At 46.2% G+C, this 15,713-nt stretch carries 16 protein-coding genes; all 16 read left to right on the forward strand.

Annotated elements, in window-relative coordinates:
* Positions 1-144: 144 nt before the first annotated feature.
* The gene (locus QMD66_03910) at positions 145-852 is read left to right on the forward strand and encodes a radical SAM protein (protein ID MDI6821999.1); all 708 of its coding nucleotides are present in this window, start codon (positions 145-147) and stop codon (positions 850-852) included.
* Positions 830-1,960, forward strand: coding sequence for an iron chelate uptake ABC transporter family permease subunit (locus QMD66_03915; GenBank protein MDI6822000.1), 1,131 nt, complete (start codon positions 830-832; stop codon positions 1,958-1,960). Before QMD66_03910 ends, QMD66_03915 begins: the two co-directional genes overlap by 23 nt.
* Positions 1,957-3,246 carry a heme ABC transporter ATP-binding protein gene (locus QMD66_03920; protein ID MDI6822001.1) on the forward strand — a complete coding sequence of 430 codons (1,290 nt, stop codon included), beginning with the start codon at positions 1,957-1,959 and terminating at the stop codon, positions 3,244-3,246. Before QMD66_03915 ends, QMD66_03920 begins: the two co-directional genes overlap by 4 nt.
* A complete protein-coding gene (gene cobU, locus QMD66_03925) occupies positions 3,239-3,754 on the forward strand; it encodes a bifunctional adenosylcobinamide kinase/adenosylcobinamide-phosphate guanylyltransferase (GenBank protein ID MDI6822002.1) in 516 nt (171 codons plus the stop codon). Before QMD66_03920 ends, cobU begins: the two co-directional genes overlap by 8 nt.
* A gap of 141 nt (positions 3,755-3,895) precedes the next feature.
* Positions 3,896-4,828: an asparagine synthase-related protein gene (locus QMD66_03930; GenBank protein ID MDI6822003.1), complete on the forward strand. Its 933-nt coding sequence runs from the start codon at positions 3,896-3,898 to the stop codon at positions 4,826-4,828.
* A 1-nt stretch (position 4,829) separates the two neighbouring features.
* On the forward strand, positions 4,830-5,483 hold the full coding sequence (locus tag QMD66_03935; GenBank protein ID MDI6822004.1) for a diphthine--ammonia ligase: 654 nt from the start codon (positions 4,830-4,832) through the stop codon (positions 5,481-5,483).
* Between the two features lie 29 nt (positions 5,484-5,512).
* Positions 5,513-6,040: a cob(I)yrinic acid a,c-diamide adenosyltransferase gene (locus QMD66_03940; GenBank protein ID MDI6822005.1), complete on the forward strand. Its 528-nt coding sequence runs from the start codon at positions 5,513-5,515 to the stop codon at positions 6,038-6,040.
* A 13-nt stretch (positions 6,041-6,053) separates the two neighbouring features.
* Positions 6,054-6,995, forward strand: coding sequence for an adenosylcobinamide-phosphate synthase CbiB (gene cbiB, locus QMD66_03945; protein ID MDI6822006.1), 942 nt, complete (start codon positions 6,054-6,056; stop codon positions 6,993-6,995).
* Between the two features lie 27 nt (positions 6,996-7,022).
* Positions 7,023-8,114, forward strand: coding sequence for a threonine-phosphate decarboxylase CobD (cobD, locus tag QMD66_03950; GenBank protein MDI6822007.1), 1,092 nt, complete (start codon positions 7,023-7,025; stop codon positions 8,112-8,114).
* A gap of 248 nt (positions 8,115-8,362) precedes the next feature.
* Positions 8,363-9,421, forward strand: a complete 1,059-nt coding sequence (cobT, locus tag QMD66_03955) for a nicotinate-nucleotide--dimethylbenzimidazole phosphoribosyltransferase (protein ID MDI6822008.1) — start codon at positions 8,363-8,365, stop codon at positions 9,419-9,421.
* The gene (cobS, locus tag QMD66_03960; GenBank protein ID MDI6822009.1) at positions 9,414-10,157 is read left to right on the forward strand and encodes an adenosylcobinamide-GDP ribazoletransferase; all 744 of its coding nucleotides are present in this window, start codon (positions 9,414-9,416) and stop codon (positions 10,155-10,157) included. The genes cobT and cobS overlap by 8 nt, the downstream gene beginning before the upstream one ends.
* Positions 10,158-10,184: 27 nt before the next feature.
* The gene (locus QMD66_03965; GenBank protein ID MDI6822010.1) at positions 10,185-10,790 is read left to right on the forward strand and encodes a histidine phosphatase family protein; all 606 of its coding nucleotides are present in this window, start codon (positions 10,185-10,187) and stop codon (positions 10,788-10,790) included.
* Positions 10,791-10,874: 84 nt separating this feature from the next.
* A complete protein-coding gene (hisC, locus tag QMD66_03970; protein MDI6822011.1) occupies positions 10,875-11,969 on the forward strand; it encodes a histidinol-phosphate transaminase in 1,095 nt (364 codons plus the stop codon).
* A 71-nt stretch (positions 11,970-12,040) separates the two neighbouring features.
* A complete protein-coding gene (aroF, locus tag QMD66_03975; GenBank protein ID MDI6822012.1) occupies positions 12,041-13,060 on the forward strand; it encodes a 3-deoxy-7-phosphoheptulonate synthase in 1,020 nt (339 codons plus the stop codon).
* A 6-nt stretch (positions 13,061-13,066) separates the two neighbouring features.
* Positions 13,067-14,191 (forward strand): prephenate dehydrogenase, encoded by a 1,125-nt coding sequence (locus tag QMD66_03980; protein MDI6822013.1) that lies wholly within the window; start codon positions 13,067-13,069, stop codon positions 14,189-14,191.
* Between the two features lie 122 nt (positions 14,192-14,313).
* Entirely contained in the window at positions 14,314-15,597 is a 1,284-nt protein-coding gene (aroA, locus tag QMD66_03985; GenBank protein ID MDI6822014.1) for a 3-phosphoshikimate 1-carboxyvinyltransferase, read from the forward strand.
* The last annotated feature ends 116 nt before the right edge of the window (positions 15,598-15,713 follow it).

Here is a 15,713-nt window from a genome sequence, read left to right on the forward strand (position 1 = left end):
TCTACTTTTTGGCAGACTAGTTGCCAGGGATATTGCCTGGTTATCAAGCATAAAGATATCATATCACAGTACCAGTTAGGTGGGAATCACCTAAGTAATTTTAAGGACTGCTCGTTATAGGTAGTCCTTCAGGAGAGATTACCAATGAATGTCTATCACATAACCTTCGCTCCGGCTGTAAAAGTGGCTTATGTCTACTTTTGGGGTTGTAACTTTGGTTGCAAGGGTTGTATACGTCGGGAGGAGTTGGGGGATATTCACCTGAGCCAACAAGTTGCAGACTTTAGTGGCTTTTTGAAGTTTGAAGAGGTTGTGGGAATCTTAGAGGACTTCAAGCCGGAGGGAGTTACTTTCTTAGGTGGGGAACCCACAATCGATCCAGAGTTTCCAAAATTGGCCAAGGTGTTGGAGAAAAGGCTCAATACCCATAATATCCTTCTCACTAATGGCTATCTGTTTCCTCCCTTGGAGGGAGTCGACGAAATCCAGGTGAGCATAAAGGCGATAACCGGGACTTTACATCGGGATTTCACGGGGAAGCCCAATCAAGAAGTGTTAAGGAACTTTAGACAACTGCACAGAGCGGGGGTGGCTTTGAGAGCAGAGAGCATTTTCATTCCTCATTATATAGATGTCGAGGAGATTGAGGAGATTGCCAGATTTATTTCCGCGGTTGATTCCAATATTCCCTATAGAATCGATGGATACATTCCCGTGGCTGGAAATCCTTGGAGGAGACCAACTCCGGAGGAGGTTGAAGAGGCGGTTGAAGTAGCCAGGAAGTATTTGCACCATGTAACCTGTCTTAAGGGAGATGAAGGGTTGAGATATGAAGTGGAGTGCATCGTCTAATCGTGTCTGCCCTGCCCGTCGAGTAGGCGGGCGACAGGCAAGGGGAGAGGTCATCGAATCACCGGTTTTAAAAGCTGGATACAATCGAGCGGGTCTTCTCCTGTTGCTCGTGGGGGTACTAATCTCCGTGCTAGTCGTGGCGGCTTCGCTGGGAGCGGTTTCTATTTCCATCAGGGTGGTCACCAAGATGTTACTGAGCAGAATTCCAATCGTGAGCTCTTTGGTGGGGAGTAGAGATTGGTCTCTCGCTTTGGAGACGATATTCTTTAAGATACGTCTACCTCGCCTGATTTTAGCCGCATTAATTGGTACTTCTCTGGCCGTGGCTGGGGTCATTTTTCAAGCTTTGTTCAAGAATCCCATGGCCGATCCATGTATTATAGGGGTATCCTCGGGGGCTGCGCTCGGCGCCACCCTGGCCATAATCTTTAAGATTGGTTTCAGTTTAATTGGACTTTCCACTGTGCCCATAATGGCCTTTCTTGGTGCCTTGATAACGGTAATCATCGTTTACCAAATAGCTAGGGTGGGACCTGTGGTTCCGGTCACGGCACTGCTTTTGTCGGGCATCGCCGTGGGGTCATTCATTTCAGCTATCACCTCTCTGCTCATGGTTCTGGGTGGGGAGGATTTGCATTCCGTCGTCTTCTGGTTGATGGGGGGTTTAGGTGCCAGAAATTGGAACCATGTGAAGATGATTCTACCCTTCATTCTCCCGGGACTCCTCTTTATCCCCCTCTTCGCTCGCGATTTGAATCTCATCTTATTGGGGGAGGAGAAGGCTCAGCAGTTGGGAATCGGGGTGGAAGGCTTCAAGAAGGAGATGCTCGCCCTAGGATCCTTGATAACCGCCGCCGCCGTTTCAGTGAGTGGGCTGATAGGTTTCATAGGTTTGATGGTGCCCCACATAGTGCGTCTAATCACCGGACCAGATCACCGTGTTCTTTTACCCTGCTCAGCTTTGGTTGGATCAATTTTTCTCATAATTGCCGATACCCTGGCTAGGCTGTTGCTGGCTCCCATGGAAATACCCGTTGGAATCGTCACCGCTTTATTTGGAGCACCCTTCTTTATCTTCCTCTTGCGGAGGGAAAAATCGCTCGTGTGAGGGGATTTCTTATGACCCATGTTACCCTGGATGTTCAAAATATGGATTGCTTTTATGGAGATCGACAGGTCTTGGAGAGGATAAACTTATCCATCCAGAAGGGCGACTTCATTGGCATTGTGGGTCCCAACGGGAGCGGGAAGTCCACGTTCCTTAAGGTGATCAGCCGGACGCTCAAGCCGAAATCGGGTGTGGTTTATCTCGACGGTGAGGACATTCAACGGCTTAGCCCCCGTTTCATCGCCCGGAATTTAGCCGTTGTCCCTCAGGAAACATCGATTGCCTTTGCATTTACAGCTCTGGACATCGTGCTAATGGGAAGGTCTCCTTATTTGGGAAGGTTTGAGACCGAGGGCTACGATGATTTGAGTATCGCCAGGGCGGCGATGGAGAAGACCAACACCTGGCATTTGGCAGAAAGATCCATAACCAGCTTAAGTGGGGGCGAGAAACAGAGGGTCATTATCGCTCAGGCTTTGGCTCAGGAACCCTGCATTCTTCTACTGGATGAACCCACTTCTCACTTGGATATAAATCATCAATTGGAGATCATGGATTTGGTGAAGGGTTTGAATGGGGATGGTTTAACCGTGATTTCAGTCTTTCACGACCTCAACATGGCCGCTGAGTACTGCCGGAGTCTGGTTCTCTTAAATCAAGGGAGAATAGATGTTCTCGGTCCGCCGGAAGAGGTCCTCACTGTGGAGAATATCAAAAGGGTTTTTAATGCGGATGTGCTGGTAAATCGACACCCGCTGACCAAAAAGCTGTATGTTACACTGCTTCCGAAACTAAAGAGGGTTTCAGCAGTTGGGTCACTAAAGGTGCATTTAATCTGTGGGGATGGAACGGGCGCTCTTTTGATGAGGGAGCTCAAGAATCGTAACTTCTGGGTCTCGGCGGGGGTGCTCAATGTCTTGGATTCCGATGAAGAGGTGGCCAATTCACTTGAAATCCCCATAGTTGCTGAAGCTCCCTTCTCTGGGATAACGGATGAGGCGTACCGGCGCAATTTGGATTTGATCTTTCAATCCGACCTGGTCGTAGTGACTAATATTCCCTTTGGTCCCGGAAATATCGGGAATTTACACGCCGCTGAAGAAGCTCTAAACAGGGGCATTCCCGTGATATTGATGGAGGAGACGGAGATCGGTGAGCGGGACTATACGGGTGGCGAGGCTGAACGGATGGTAAAGGTACTTAAGGAGAAAGGTGCTCTGGTCGGTCGAGGTCTTTCCGAGGTTTTGACCTTGATCGAGAGGAGGGCGGGTGAGCATCGTGGCTAAACTCATTTTGATTCTGGGAGGAGCTCGGAGTGGGAAGAGCACATATGCTGAGGAATTAGCCGCTGAGCTAGGCGATAGGGTCGTTTATCTTGCGACCGGAAGAAACATTGACGATGAGATGCTCCAGCGAATTGAGGAGCATAGAAGGGGAAGACCCTCAAACTGGAGGACGGTGGAGGTGGATTCGGATTTGGCCGCGACGATATGCGAATATGGTGACGAGGCTGATGTCATGCTGGTTGATTGTTTGACCCTTTACGTTTCCAATTTGCTGGAATCCCAACCCGAGAAGACGATTCTGAAAAGCATCAAGGATTTAGTGGAAAACATCCGGGATATCAATTCTACAGTAATCTTCATCTCCAACGAGGTTGGGATGGGCATTGTGCCGCCATATCCCCTGGGAAGGATCTATCGGGATCTCTTGGGCAAGGTAAACCAGTTCATAGCTGAAGCTTCAGATGAGGTTTATCTTTTAGTAGCCGGTATACCGTGGAGATTGAAATAAAAGTTCCATTTTTTATGTCATTGCGAGCCGGAGGCGAAGCAATTTGACACAAAGTGTCATTCCGAGCAAAGCGAGGAATCTCAAAGGGATTGTGGAGTCCGTTCTGAGCATAGCGAAGGAGCTGCATGACTTTTGGGCGATATGAACGAGATCATTAAAAATCTAAGGAAGGTTCTTTCCGGCACGATAGAAAGGAGCTCTTATAAAGGTTTACTTTTTTCAGGGGGACTGGATACATCCATTTTAGCGGTCATTAAACCAAAGGTCTCAGGTATTACAGTAAGTTTAGAATCCGATGCAGAGGATATCCATTATTCCAGGTCATTAGCAAAGTTTCTCAATATAGAATATTTCCACAGGAAGGTGGATGTTGACGAAGCAATAGAAAGTATCCCTAAGGTAATAAAAATATTGAAATCTTTTGACCCTGCTATTCCTAATGATTTGGCAGTGTACTTTGGTCTTGAGTTAGCCAAGAATTTAGATATAGATATAGTTGCTACCGGTGATGGGAGCGATGAATTATTTGGCGGATATTCGTTTATGAAAGATATAGATGATTTAGAAAGTTATATTCTGAGGATTTCAAAAAGGATGAGTTTCAGCTCTAATGATATTGGCAAGTTTCTGGGAGTTAAGATAATTCAGCCTTTTATGGATAAGGAGATTATAGATTTTTCTTTAAAGATACCGGCTAATTTAAAAATAAGAAAATGTAATGGTAAAGTCTGGGGGAAATGGATTTTGCGTAAAGCCTTTGAGGATGTTCTACCCCAAGATATTATCTGGCAGAGCAAGAGACCTTTAGAATACGGCTCGGGCATGAATAAGCTTCGCCAGATTATTTCCGATAAGGTATCCGACGAAGAATTCAAAGAGAATTCCTCTGTAAAATTCATAAATAAAGAACACTTTTATTACTACAAAATATACAGAGAAGTAATCGGAGAGATTCCTAAACCCAAAGATGATGAAAGAGGTTGTCCCGGTTGTGGGGCAGGGATAAAAACAGATGGTCTTCATTGTAAGATTTGTGGATACCATTATCACCTACGCGGTGAGAAGGGTAGGTGAAATGAAAGTTTTTACTTCCTGGAGTGGCGGAAAAGAAACTTCTCTTTCCTGCTATAAGGTAATGCAAAAGCAGGATGTTAAAGTCGCTTATCTTTTAAATATGATTTCTAAAGATGGCAAACATTCCCGTTCCCATGGGGTTAGCTCGACTCTACTACGACTACAAGCAAGAGCAATAGGAATCCCTATTGTCCAGAGAAAGATCGCTTGGGAGAATTACGAAGAGGAATTCAAAAAAGCGATGTCTGATTTTAAAAAGGAAGATATCCGGGCTGGCGTATTTGGTGATATTGACCTTCAAGAGCACAGAGAGTGGGTGGAAAGGGTTTGTAAAGAAATAGGCATAAGGCCAATATTGCCATTATGGAAAGAGAGAAGAGAAGAATTGCTTGAGGAATTTATCCAAGTGGGTTTTAAAGCCATAGTCGTGGCTACTAATGCTGATTTTTTAGGTAAAGAATGGCTTGGACGAGAAATAAATAAAGGGTTTATAGAAGAGTTGAAAGCCTTGGGGAATATCGACCTCTGCGGTGAAAAGGGCGAATACCATACCTTTGTTTATGCTGGACCTATTTTTAAAAACCCTGTTGGGTTTACTGTTGGAGAAAAGGTTTTAGAGGGTAAACATTGGTTTTTGGAGCTTGTTCCCAAATAATGCAGAACAAAATTTAGAAAGGAGCGACGGTGAAGTTAAAACGGGGGTTGATTCAAATCTATACCGGTGATGGCAAGGGCAAGACAACCGCTGCCATTGGTCAGGCGATGAGGGCCCTGGGGCACGAATTCAAGGTCGGTATGGCGAGTTTTTTTAAGGATCCCGATTTGGATTATGGCGAGCTCAAGGTTCTAAGAAATTTGAGGATAGACATTTTCCGCTTTGCACCAAAACATCCACATTTTTGTGATGTGGATTTCAAAGAGGTGCGGGAGGATTGTTTAAAGGCTCTCCGTTTTATCCAAGAGATTTTTGAGGGGGAAGAATATGATCTACTGATTTTGGACGAAATAAATGTAGCCTTGCGTGATGGGTTCCTGACCAAAGAGGAGATATTTACTCTCTTGGATAAGAAGCCTCAACATCTTGAGCTCATTTTAACTGGCAGGGGAGCTACGGAGGCTCTCATTGCCAAAGCCGATTTGGCGACCGAGATGAAGAAGATAAAGCACCCCTTTGATAGGGGGATAAAGGGAAGAAAAGGAATAGAGTTTTGAGGATTGATGATACATGGTCGGGAAGATAATTTTGGCTTTTCTTTTGGATTTACTTTTGGGCGATCCTCCCAGAGTGCCACATCCGGTCAAGGCAATGGGGAGGCTAATCACCTCGTTTGAAGGATTGTTGCGGAAGTTTGCTCGAGGCAAGGGGGAGTACCTTGCGGGTTTTTTCCTCACCTTCACCGTTGTTTCAATTGCTTACGTGGTTGCTCTTCTAGTTCTCATTTTGACCAATCAGATTTCAAACTGGCTAAAGGTGATCATAGAAATTTACCTGCTTTACACAGTATTGGCCACCAAGGATTTATCCAGAGAGGCGATTTGTGTGAGTCATTTGTTATCAAAGGATTTGGACGCTGCTCGGAAGCGTCTATCTCACCTCGTGGGGAGGGATACGGAAAACCTCGGTGAGAAGGAGATCCTTCGGGCCACGGTTGAAAGCGTGGCCGAAAATATCACCGATGGGGTTATAGCTCCGTTATTTTATGCATTTCTGGGGGGTCCTGCCTTGGCCATCGCCTATAAAGCGATAAATACCTTGGATTCCATGGTGGGTTATGGAAACGATGACTATCGCAGATTTGGTTGGTCTTCAGCTAGGCTTGATGATCTGGCAAATTTCATTCCCGCTCGAATAACCGGATTTTTATTTCCCATCGCCTGTCTGCTTTTGGGTAAGGATGCTCGATCCTGCGCCTTGATAATGCTTCGAGATTCGAGAAAGCATTTGAGTCCGAATGCCGGCATCCCGGAAGCGGCTATGGCGGGGGCCCTCGGCGTCCGGCTGGGTGGAGTGAACTTTTATCAAGGTATATCCAATTTTCGTCCCTTTATGGGAAATGCAAAAGTGGAAATTTCGCTTAAGCATATACGCGAGGCAACGGCGATCCTATATATGGTTACCTTCCTTTCACTATTATTGGGAGCAGTCATTTATTTGGCCGTTGGGTAGTGGCAGTGCAATGTTTTGGAGGTTTCGATGAAGGGATTTAAGAGGGAACATGGTGGAAACAGATTGGAAGTCGCTTGGGCTCATGGTCACTCGCTTGACCAATTAATCGATTTCAGTGCCAATATCAATCCCTTTGGTCCTCCGCCTTCAGTCTTTGAGAGCATTAGAGAGAATTTATCTGAGGTTGCTCATTATCCGGATCACGAGTCCAGGGGGTTGAAGGAGGCTTTGGCGGAGTACCTTTCGGTCAAGCCTAGTAGCATAATTTTGGGTAACGGATCTGTGGAACTGATTTACCTTTTGACCAATTATTTTCGTCCTCGATTTGCAATAATTCCCGCTCCCACATTCTGCGAGTACGAATTAGCTATCAAAGCCGTAGGCGGAGAGGTAATTCACATTCGGCTCGAGAAGGAAGATGGCTTTACCATCCACATCAACGAGATTTTGGAAGTTCTTCCGAGGGTGCAAATGGTTTTCCTTTGTAATCCCAACAATCCCACGGGAAATCTATTTGCGAAGGAGGATTTACTCCAGATTTTGGAAAGAGCAGATGAACTCAAGGTCGTATTCATCTTGGATGAAGCTTATATGGACTTCGTCGAGGAAAGAGAGAGATTCTCTCTGATCAGGGAAGTAGAAAAGAGAGAGAACATTTTTGTGCTGGGTTCGTTAACGAAGTTTTTTGCTTTGGCTGGCTTGAGAGTGGGATATGCCGTGGCGAATTCCAGGTTCGTGGGTGAATTGAATTTCATCAAAAATCCGTGGAATATAAACTGTTTTGCTCAGGTCGCCGGCGTTTCTGCTCTTAGGGATATCGAGTTCATGAAGCGAAGTAGGATCAAAATTCGGGAGAATGGGCACCATCTGTTCATGGCTTTGTCGGGGATAAATGGTCTTAAACCCTATCCCCCGCAGGCAAATTTCATGCTGGTGGAGATCAAGCATTGGGTTTGGGATTCAAAGAAACTTCAGAACGAGTTGGCGAGGAGGCGCCTTTTAATCCGCGATTGTGAATCCTTCCGAGGCCTTGGCAAGGGGTTTATCCGCTTGGCGATTCGAACTCGCGAGGAGAACGAAAAATTGATCGATGCTCTTAAGGAGATATTAAGTTCATAGTTTAACGCAGGATTATCCAAAGATGGGTGGACTAGAGGCTCCGGTTTGCCTCCCTACTCCCTCGGTTCTCAGAGTGCGAAATTGCTATCCGCACCCCCTTCGGGGGCCACGCAATTTGCCGCAGCTCTTCGAACCTCGCTCGCTTAACAGTCGGCTGCACAGTCGCCTCCTTAGCCCACCCACTTTAGAGAAAAGTCTAGTAATTATACCAATCTCGAACAAATTTTTCGTTGAACGGGGGGTTAAGAATGTACAGATTAGAGCGGACGCTTGAAGCAATCGGTGATTTGGACGAGGAGGTAATGCGTCTGGCCAGGGAAAGGCAGGATCAATTGACCAAACCAAGGGGCAGTTTGGGAGCTTTAGAAGAAATATCAATTAAAATTGCGGGCATAATGGGCAATCCATTACCAAAAATTGCTGATAAGGTCATCGTGGTTATGGCCGGAGACCACGGGGTGGTGGAAGGGGGAGTGAGTGCTTACCCTCAAGAGGTAACCGCACAAATGGTCTACAATTTCATCGAAGGAGGAGCCGGTATCAATGTCCTAGCTAGACACGTCGGTGCCAGGGTAATCGTCGTGGACATTGGGGTAGCAAGTAGCATCAATAACCCTCAAGTCATCTCGCAAAAGATAAGAGCTGGTACTGCGAATATTGCCCAAGGACCTGCGATGTTGAAGGGTGAGGCAATCGCCTCCATTGAGGCGGGAATAAGAATCGTCCAGGATGAATTGGAGAAAGGCGTTAGCATCCTCGGTACCGGGGATATGGGAACAGGCAACACCACCCCCAGTAGTGCTATATTGGCGGCTTTCACCGGTCTTCCCGTGGAAAAAGTCGTTGGCAGAGGTACCGGCATTGATGACCATAGATTGGGTTTGAAGATCAAGGCCATTGAGGAGGCATTGGAGGTAAATCAACCCGACCCCGAGGATCCCTTAGATGTCTTGACCAAGGTAGGAGGCTTAGAGATTGGAGGACTCGCCGGTTGTATCCTCGGTGCAGCCGCTCTTAAGATACCCGTGGTAATCGACGGGTTTATCTCCGGGGCTGCGGCTTTGATAGCCAGCAGAATTGCTCCAAAATCCGTGGGATATATGATCGCCTCCCATGTATCGGCGGAACCGGGGCACAAGATAATACTCGATGTATTGGGCTTAAAACCCATGCTCTATATGGATATGCGTTTGGGTGAGGGAACGGGAGCTGCCCTGGGGATAAGCATTGTCGAGGCCGCCTGTAAGATTTTGTCCGAGATGGCTACCTTCGGTGAAGCTGGGGTATCGGAATCAATCGATGATTAATTCATTCTTTCACGCTTTGAAGTTTTTAACCATATTTCCAATTCCCGAGCCTAAAAGGCAGGATCTTAAAAGCCTGGGAAGATCCACAACATTTTTCCCATTGGTTGGATTGCTTTTGGGTTTAATTTTGGTTGCATTCAATTTTCTCCTTTCCTACTTTCTGCCGCACCGAGTGGTAAATTTTCTCTTAGTAATCTCATTAATCATCCTCACTCGGGGGATTCATCTCGATGGATTGGCCGACGGTGCGGATGGTTTTTTAGTGGGCGGCCAGAAAGACGAAATACTGAAAATCATGAGGGATACTCGGATAGGCACCTTTGGGACAACCGCCTTGTTTCTCACTTTGTTGCTTAAATTCCTTTTATTGGACTCACTTCCCAATGAGATCAAAAACTTTGCTTTGATTACCATGCCCTCGCTGGGGCGATGGTCCACGGTTTACGCCGCTTTTCTATACCCCGCAGCTCGAGGGGATGGTCTGGGGAAGATATTCATCGATAATACCAAATCATTTGAGCTTTTCGTTGCCTCATCAATCTCGTTATTGATTGGCATAGTCTGTTTCGGATCTGGATCCATCCATATTTTCGCCGGTCTGTTGTTGTTCACAACGGTCATCGCTCACTTTATGTCGAAAAGGATTTCGGGCATGACCGGAGATACGCTTGGGGCTATAACGGAGCTTTCCGAGGTTTGGATATTGCTTTCAATTTTGGTATTATTTAGCCACTAGCAAGCGACCTCAAATAGGGGATAATCAGTGTTACGGCTGTTTCTCATTCGGCATGGCGAGACCCAGTGGAATGTGGAATCGAAATATCTCGGTTCCACGGATTTAGGGTTGACTGAGAGAGGGAAACACCAGACTTTAGCTTTAGCCCGGAGACTTAGGGGAGAATCCTTGAATTCAATCTATTCCAGTTCTTCAAAACGAGCCCTCACCACCGCTCAAGCCATCGCCGATATTCATGGATTGGAGATCAAGGTGCTTCCTCAAATGAATGAGATTAACTATGGGGAGTGGGAGGGACTCACTTACGATGAGATAAACAGGGACTACCCCCAATTTATGGAGAGATGGGCTGCGGGTGAGGAAGGTCTTCCTCCAGGAGGAGAGTCATTACCTTCCTTTAAAAGCCGTGTGAGTGAAGGCTTGCAACTAGTTATTGAAAATATGAAGGGAAAAGTCGTTATGGTCACCCACGCTGGTCCGATCAGAGTCGTAATTTGCGAGATTCTGGGTTTGGATTTTTCTAATTTTTGGAAGATAAAACAGGATAGCGCCGCTCTCAATGTTATTGATTTTTATGATGGGAAGGGCATAATTTCATTGCTCAATGACACCTGCCATTTGAGGTGGGATTAGTTTGGCCTCTTCTTGAGAGGTTGAATCGGCTTATGCTAAAATTTTCCTACAATTTGGTGGCTTTTTCGATATGAGGAGATAAAATTGAATGATATTTGCCGTCCTGAATTAGATGCGTTAAAACCATATAAACCCGGAAAACCAATTTCCGAAGTTCAACGTGAACTAAAGCTTAAGAAAGTGATTAAATTAGCGTCCAATGAGTCTCCATATCCACCATTTCCTCCAGCTATAGCTGCGGTAGAAAGGATACTCCGTGGTCTGAATAGATATCCTGATGCCAATTGCACTGCTCTTAAGGAAAGGTTGGCCTCTTTTCTTGATGTTCCCGAGCTAAATATCATGATAGGCAATGGGTCAAACGAGCTCGTCAGACTAATCGCCAATGCCGTATTAAATCCGGACGAGGAAGTGATATTTGCTAAACCATCCTTCATCGTTTATCCAACGGTGACCAAGATGATGGGGGGTATTTGTAGGGAGATTCCCCTTAAAGATTTCAGACACGACCTACCTGCAATGCTCAAAGCCGTGACTAAAAAGACTAAAATGATCATAATCTGCAATCCCAACAATCCCACGGGAACCATAGTATTTAAAGACGAAGTGAGTGAATTTTTGGAGAAAATTCGGGAAGGGGTAGTGGTCGTATTCGACGAAGCTTATTCTGAATATGTTGAGGATGAAAGATATCCTAATGGAATTGATTATTTCCGCCAAGGGAAGTTAGTCGCCGTTTTACGCACCTTTTCCAAGATATACAGTTTGGCTGGTTTTCGTATAGGTTATGGTGTGGCTCCCGATTTTCTGGTGGAGGCGGTGAGCAAGATCAGGGAGCCCTTTAATGTGAATGCCTTGGCACAGGCTGCAGCTCTAGCCAGCCTCGATTGCCAGGATGAAGTGAGTAGAAGAAAGCGCTTGAACGCCCAAGGTAAAAGATATCTTTATGGGGAATTTGAAAGACTGGGCTTGGAATATGTTCCAACCGAAGCCAATTTTATATGGGTAAATGTGGAGCGGGATTCTCAAGAGATTTTTAAGAAATTGCTTGCGCATGGAGCGATCGTAAGAACTGGAGATATTTTTGGCTATGATACTTACCTCAGGGTAACCATTGGAACCCAGAGGGAGAATGAGGAGTTTATTGTAGCTCTTAAGGAAGTGTTAAAGAATCGTTGAAGGTTCAAGGTTGAAGGGTTATGGGTTAAGGGTTTATCAATATCGAATAAAACATAAGGGTGGTGACATATATGATAGTGGTCATGAAGAAGGGGGCAACTCAGGAACAAATCGATCACGTGGTGGAGAAGTTGAAGAGCGTGGGTGTGGAGACGGATATTTCTCGAGGTAAGTACAGAACGGTCATTGGCGTAATTGGCGAGGAGGATCAGGTTGCTCTTCTACCACTCATCGCTTTTCCGGGTGTCGACAAAGTTATGCCCGTACTTAAGCCTTTCAAACTGGTGAGTAGAGAGTTCCAGCCTGAGGACACCATCATTAGAATAGACGAAGTCAGCATGGGCGGGGGGTCTTTTACGGTCATCGCCGGTCCTTGCTCGGTGGAGAGTGAGGAACAGGTGCTCATCACGGCAAAAGCTGTCAAGAGGGCAGGAGCTTCCATCCTCAGGGGGGGAGCCTTTAAACCTCGCACATCTCCTTACAGCTTCCAGGGACTAGGCGAAGACGGGTTAAAAATTTTGGCCAAAGCTCGGGGTGAGACCGGTCTCCCCATAGTTACCGAAGTCATGGACACCAGAGATATAGATTTAGTGGCCGAATATGCGGATATTCTGCAAATAGGTGCACGCAATATGCAAAATTTCCTCCTCCTCAAAGCCGTTGGTGAACAGCCCAAACCCATTTTGCTCAAAAGAGGTTTTAGCAATACCATTGAGGAACTTCTCATGGCTGCGGAATACATCGTCAAAGCGGGTAACGAGGATGTCATCCTCTGCGAGAGAGGAATAAGAACTTTTGAGACCTATACTAGGAATACCCTAGATTTGAGCGCGGTCCCCGTCGTTAAAAATTTAAGCCACTTACCCGTAGTGGTAGATCCATGTCACGCCACTGGAAGAAGCGATTTAATAGAACCCTTAAGCCTGGCGGCTTTATCCGTGGGTGCCGATGGGATCATGGTCGAAGTCCATCCCCATCCGGAGGAAGCATTGTGTGACGGACCCCAGTCTCTAACCCTTGATGCCTTTAACAACATGATGAGGAAAATTAAGCCTTTAGCCAAGATTTTGGGGAAAAAGATGAAGGTCTGATTGAGGATGAATGATTTTAAGCAAATTACCATCATCGGGGTGGGTTTAATCGGGGGCTCCCTCGGTTTAGCCTTTAAAAATCTTTCTGAACCACCCCTAATTGTAGGAGTTGCGCGACACAAGGAAACGATAACGCGAGCTCTTGAGGTTGGAGCTATAGATAAGGGCGCGACTTCCTACATCGAAGGCGTAAAGAATGCAAATATCATCTTCATAGCCACGCCTGTGGGATCCATTGTGGACATCGTTCGAAAGATTTATCCCCATCTTGAATCGGGGACCATCATAACGGATGTGGGGAGTACCAAAGCGAACATCGTTCACGGTGTGGAAGCATTTCTCCCCAAGTATCTTCATTTTATCGGCGGTCATCCCATGACGGGTTCCGAAAGGACGGGAGTTCAAGCCGCCAGCGCTTCTTTATTCAAGAATGCCTACTATCTTTTAACCCCCACTCCTCGCACGAATATGAACGCCTTTCAACACCTGCATTCCCTGTTAACAAAAATAGGTGCCTTGATTTTGGCCATAGATCCCGATAAACACGATAAAATATTGGCAACCATCAGTCACTTACCACATATTCTCTCAGCGACCTTAGTGGATTTTGCTCTTAAGCAGACCACCGAGACGGAAAATCCTCTTCTACTAGCCGCAGGGGGCTTTCGGGATATGACCCGAATCGCTGTGAGTAGCCCAGAGATTTGGTCCGATATTTGTTTGGAAAATGATGCCGCAATTCTTGAAGCCTTAGAGGAATTCCAGCGGGAAATCGAGGATTTCTCAAGGTTCATCAAAAAGAGGGATCGCGATGGTCTGGTTAAAAAGCTTGAGGAAGCCCGTAAAACCAGGCTGGGACTTCCCTCCTTCGTATACAAGGACCTTGCGCAACTTCGCGAGTTATCTATACCCGTGATCGACAAGCCTGGGGTGATAAGTGATATTACGGTGACCATCGGTGGCATGGGTATAAACATTGAAAATATTGAAATCGTTCCCTCTACCGAATATTCGGGGATTTTAAAATTGGTCATCGCCGGGGATGAAAATTCCTCAAAGGTTGCTGAAGCTCTCCGTGCCAAAGGCTACGAGGTTTCAATAAGAAGCCTTTATAATAGGGAAGTGCGTTAGGATATATGATTCAGAATTCAAGATACAGGATTAGATGTATTATTAACAAGATGGGTTAACACTATGGTCGGGTTAGCTTAATCCTTACAGCTTACGCTTATAGCTGAACTTAAGAGGTAGCAATGGAGTTAAAAATAGCAAAGGTAAGCGGTCTTCGAGGGGTAATTAAGGTACCCGGAGACAAATCTATCTCTCATCGAGCTCTTATAATTGGCTCTTTGACATCGGGAAAGACCTCCATCCTCAATTTCCTTTCAGCCGCTGATTGTCTCTCCACACTGGCTTGCATCCAAGCTCTCGATGTTAGGGTGGAGATTCTCAAACCAGGCAGTCTAATCATTCATGGAGTGGGTCTTCACGGTTTAAGAGAGCCTCAGGATGTCCTGAATGTAGGAAACTCCGGCACAACATTGCGTGTTCTGCCGGGTGTTCTAGCTGGTCAAAATTTCTTTTCGGTGCTTACTGGAGATCAATCGATAAGAAGAAGGCCCATGGTTAGGGTGATGGATCCTCTGCGCCAAATGGGTGCCCAAATATGGGCGAGAAATGGTGGTTATGCTCCCATTGCTATTTTAGGTCGGTCCCTTCACGGGATTACTTATACCATGCCCATTCCAAGCGCCCAGGTTAAGACCTGCCTCTTACTCGCTGGTCTTCTCGCTGAAGGGAAAACCATTATTACAGAGCTCCACCAATCGAGGGATCACACGGAGCGAATGTTAAAATTCCTGGAAGCTGATATTGATGTTCATGGTACAACTTACTCAATTATAGGTCAGAGCTCTCTTGAGTCCGTTGAGATCGATATCCCCGGGGATGTATCATCCGCCGCCTTCTTGACCGTGGGTGCCCTAATCACTCCTCAATCTGAGTTGATAATCCAGGGTGTGGGAGTTAATCCCACTCGAACTGGAGCGTTAGAGGTATTAAAAAAGATGGGGGCGCACATTGAGCTAAAGGAATTTTGCGTGAAGAGTAATGAACCTCGTGCTGATATCCTGGTTAGATCCAGTAAACTCTCAGGGGTAACCATAGGTGGAGAGATAATTCCCAGACTTATAGATGAACTCCCGGTTCTAGCAGTGGCTGCAACACAAGCTGAGGGTATAACCGTGGTTAAAGGTGCGCAGGAGTTGCGAGTAAAGGAGACCGACAGGATCTCAGCTACTTGCACTAATTTAAGGAAGCTGGGAGCGGATATTGAAGAGCTTGATGACGGATTCATTATCAAGGGACCCACGAAGCTTAAAGGGGCTGTATGCGGGAGTTATGGTGATCATAGGATGGCTATGGCTTTGAGTATAGCCGGTTTGGTTGCTGAAGGCACCACCATTATTGAAGGTTCAGAGTGCATCGATATCTCCTTCCCTGGCTTTGAAAAAGCCCTGAAGGATTTAATTTGCTAACCCTTGACCACAAAGCCGATTAATCTCAATGCAATCTCTCATCACCGATACCCAGACGCGCCATAGTTTTCCGATGACACGTCCCATGAGCGGCTATATAATTGAGGCGAGGGAGT

This window comes from Actinomycetota bacterium (assembly GCA_030018275.1).
Lineage (GTDB): Bacteria > Actinomycetota > Aquicultoria > Subteraquimicrobiales > Subteraquimicrobiaceae > Subteraquimicrobium.

Bases quoted from the DNA above. Each gene is read 5' to 3' on its own strand.
- aroA (MDI6822014.1), top strand. From the start codon at position 14,314: ATGGAGTTAAAAATAGCAAAGGTAAGCGGTCTTCGAGGGGTAATTAAG.
- QMD66_03910 (MDI6821999.1), top strand. From the start codon at position 145: ATGAATGTCTATCACATAACCTTCGCTCCGGCTGTAAAAGTGGCTTAT.
- aroF (MDI6822012.1), top strand. From the start codon at position 12,041: ATGATAGTGGTCATGAAGAAGGGGGCAACTCAGGAACAAATCGATCAC.
- cobT (MDI6822008.1), top strand. From the start codon at position 8,363: ATGTACAGATTAGAGCGGACGCTTGAAGCAATCGGTGATTTGGACGAG.
- QMD66_03980 (MDI6822013.1), top strand. From the start codon at position 13,067: ATGAATGATTTTAAGCAAATTACCATCATCGGGGTGGGTTTAATCGGG.
- QMD66_03935 (MDI6822004.1), top strand. From the start codon at position 4,830: ATGAAAGTTTTTACTTCCTGGAGTGGCGGAAAAGAAACTTCTCTTTCC.
- QMD66_03930 (MDI6822003.1), top strand. From the start codon at position 3,896: ATGAACGAGATCATTAAAAATCTAAGGAAGGTTCTTTCCGGCACGATA.
- QMD66_03915 (MDI6822000.1), top strand. From the start codon at position 830: ATGAAGTGGAGTGCATCGTCTAATCGTGTCTGCCCTGCCCGTCGAGTA.
- cbiB (MDI6822006.1), top strand. From the start codon at position 6,054: ATGGTCGGGAAGATAATTTTGGCTTTTCTTTTGGATTTACTTTTGGGC.
- cobD (MDI6822007.1), top strand. From the start codon at position 7,023: ATGAAGGGATTTAAGAGGGAACATGGTGGAAACAGATTGGAAGTCGCT.
- cobS (MDI6822009.1), top strand. From the start codon at position 9,414: ATGATTAATTCATTCTTTCACGCTTTGAAGTTTTTAACCATATTTCCA.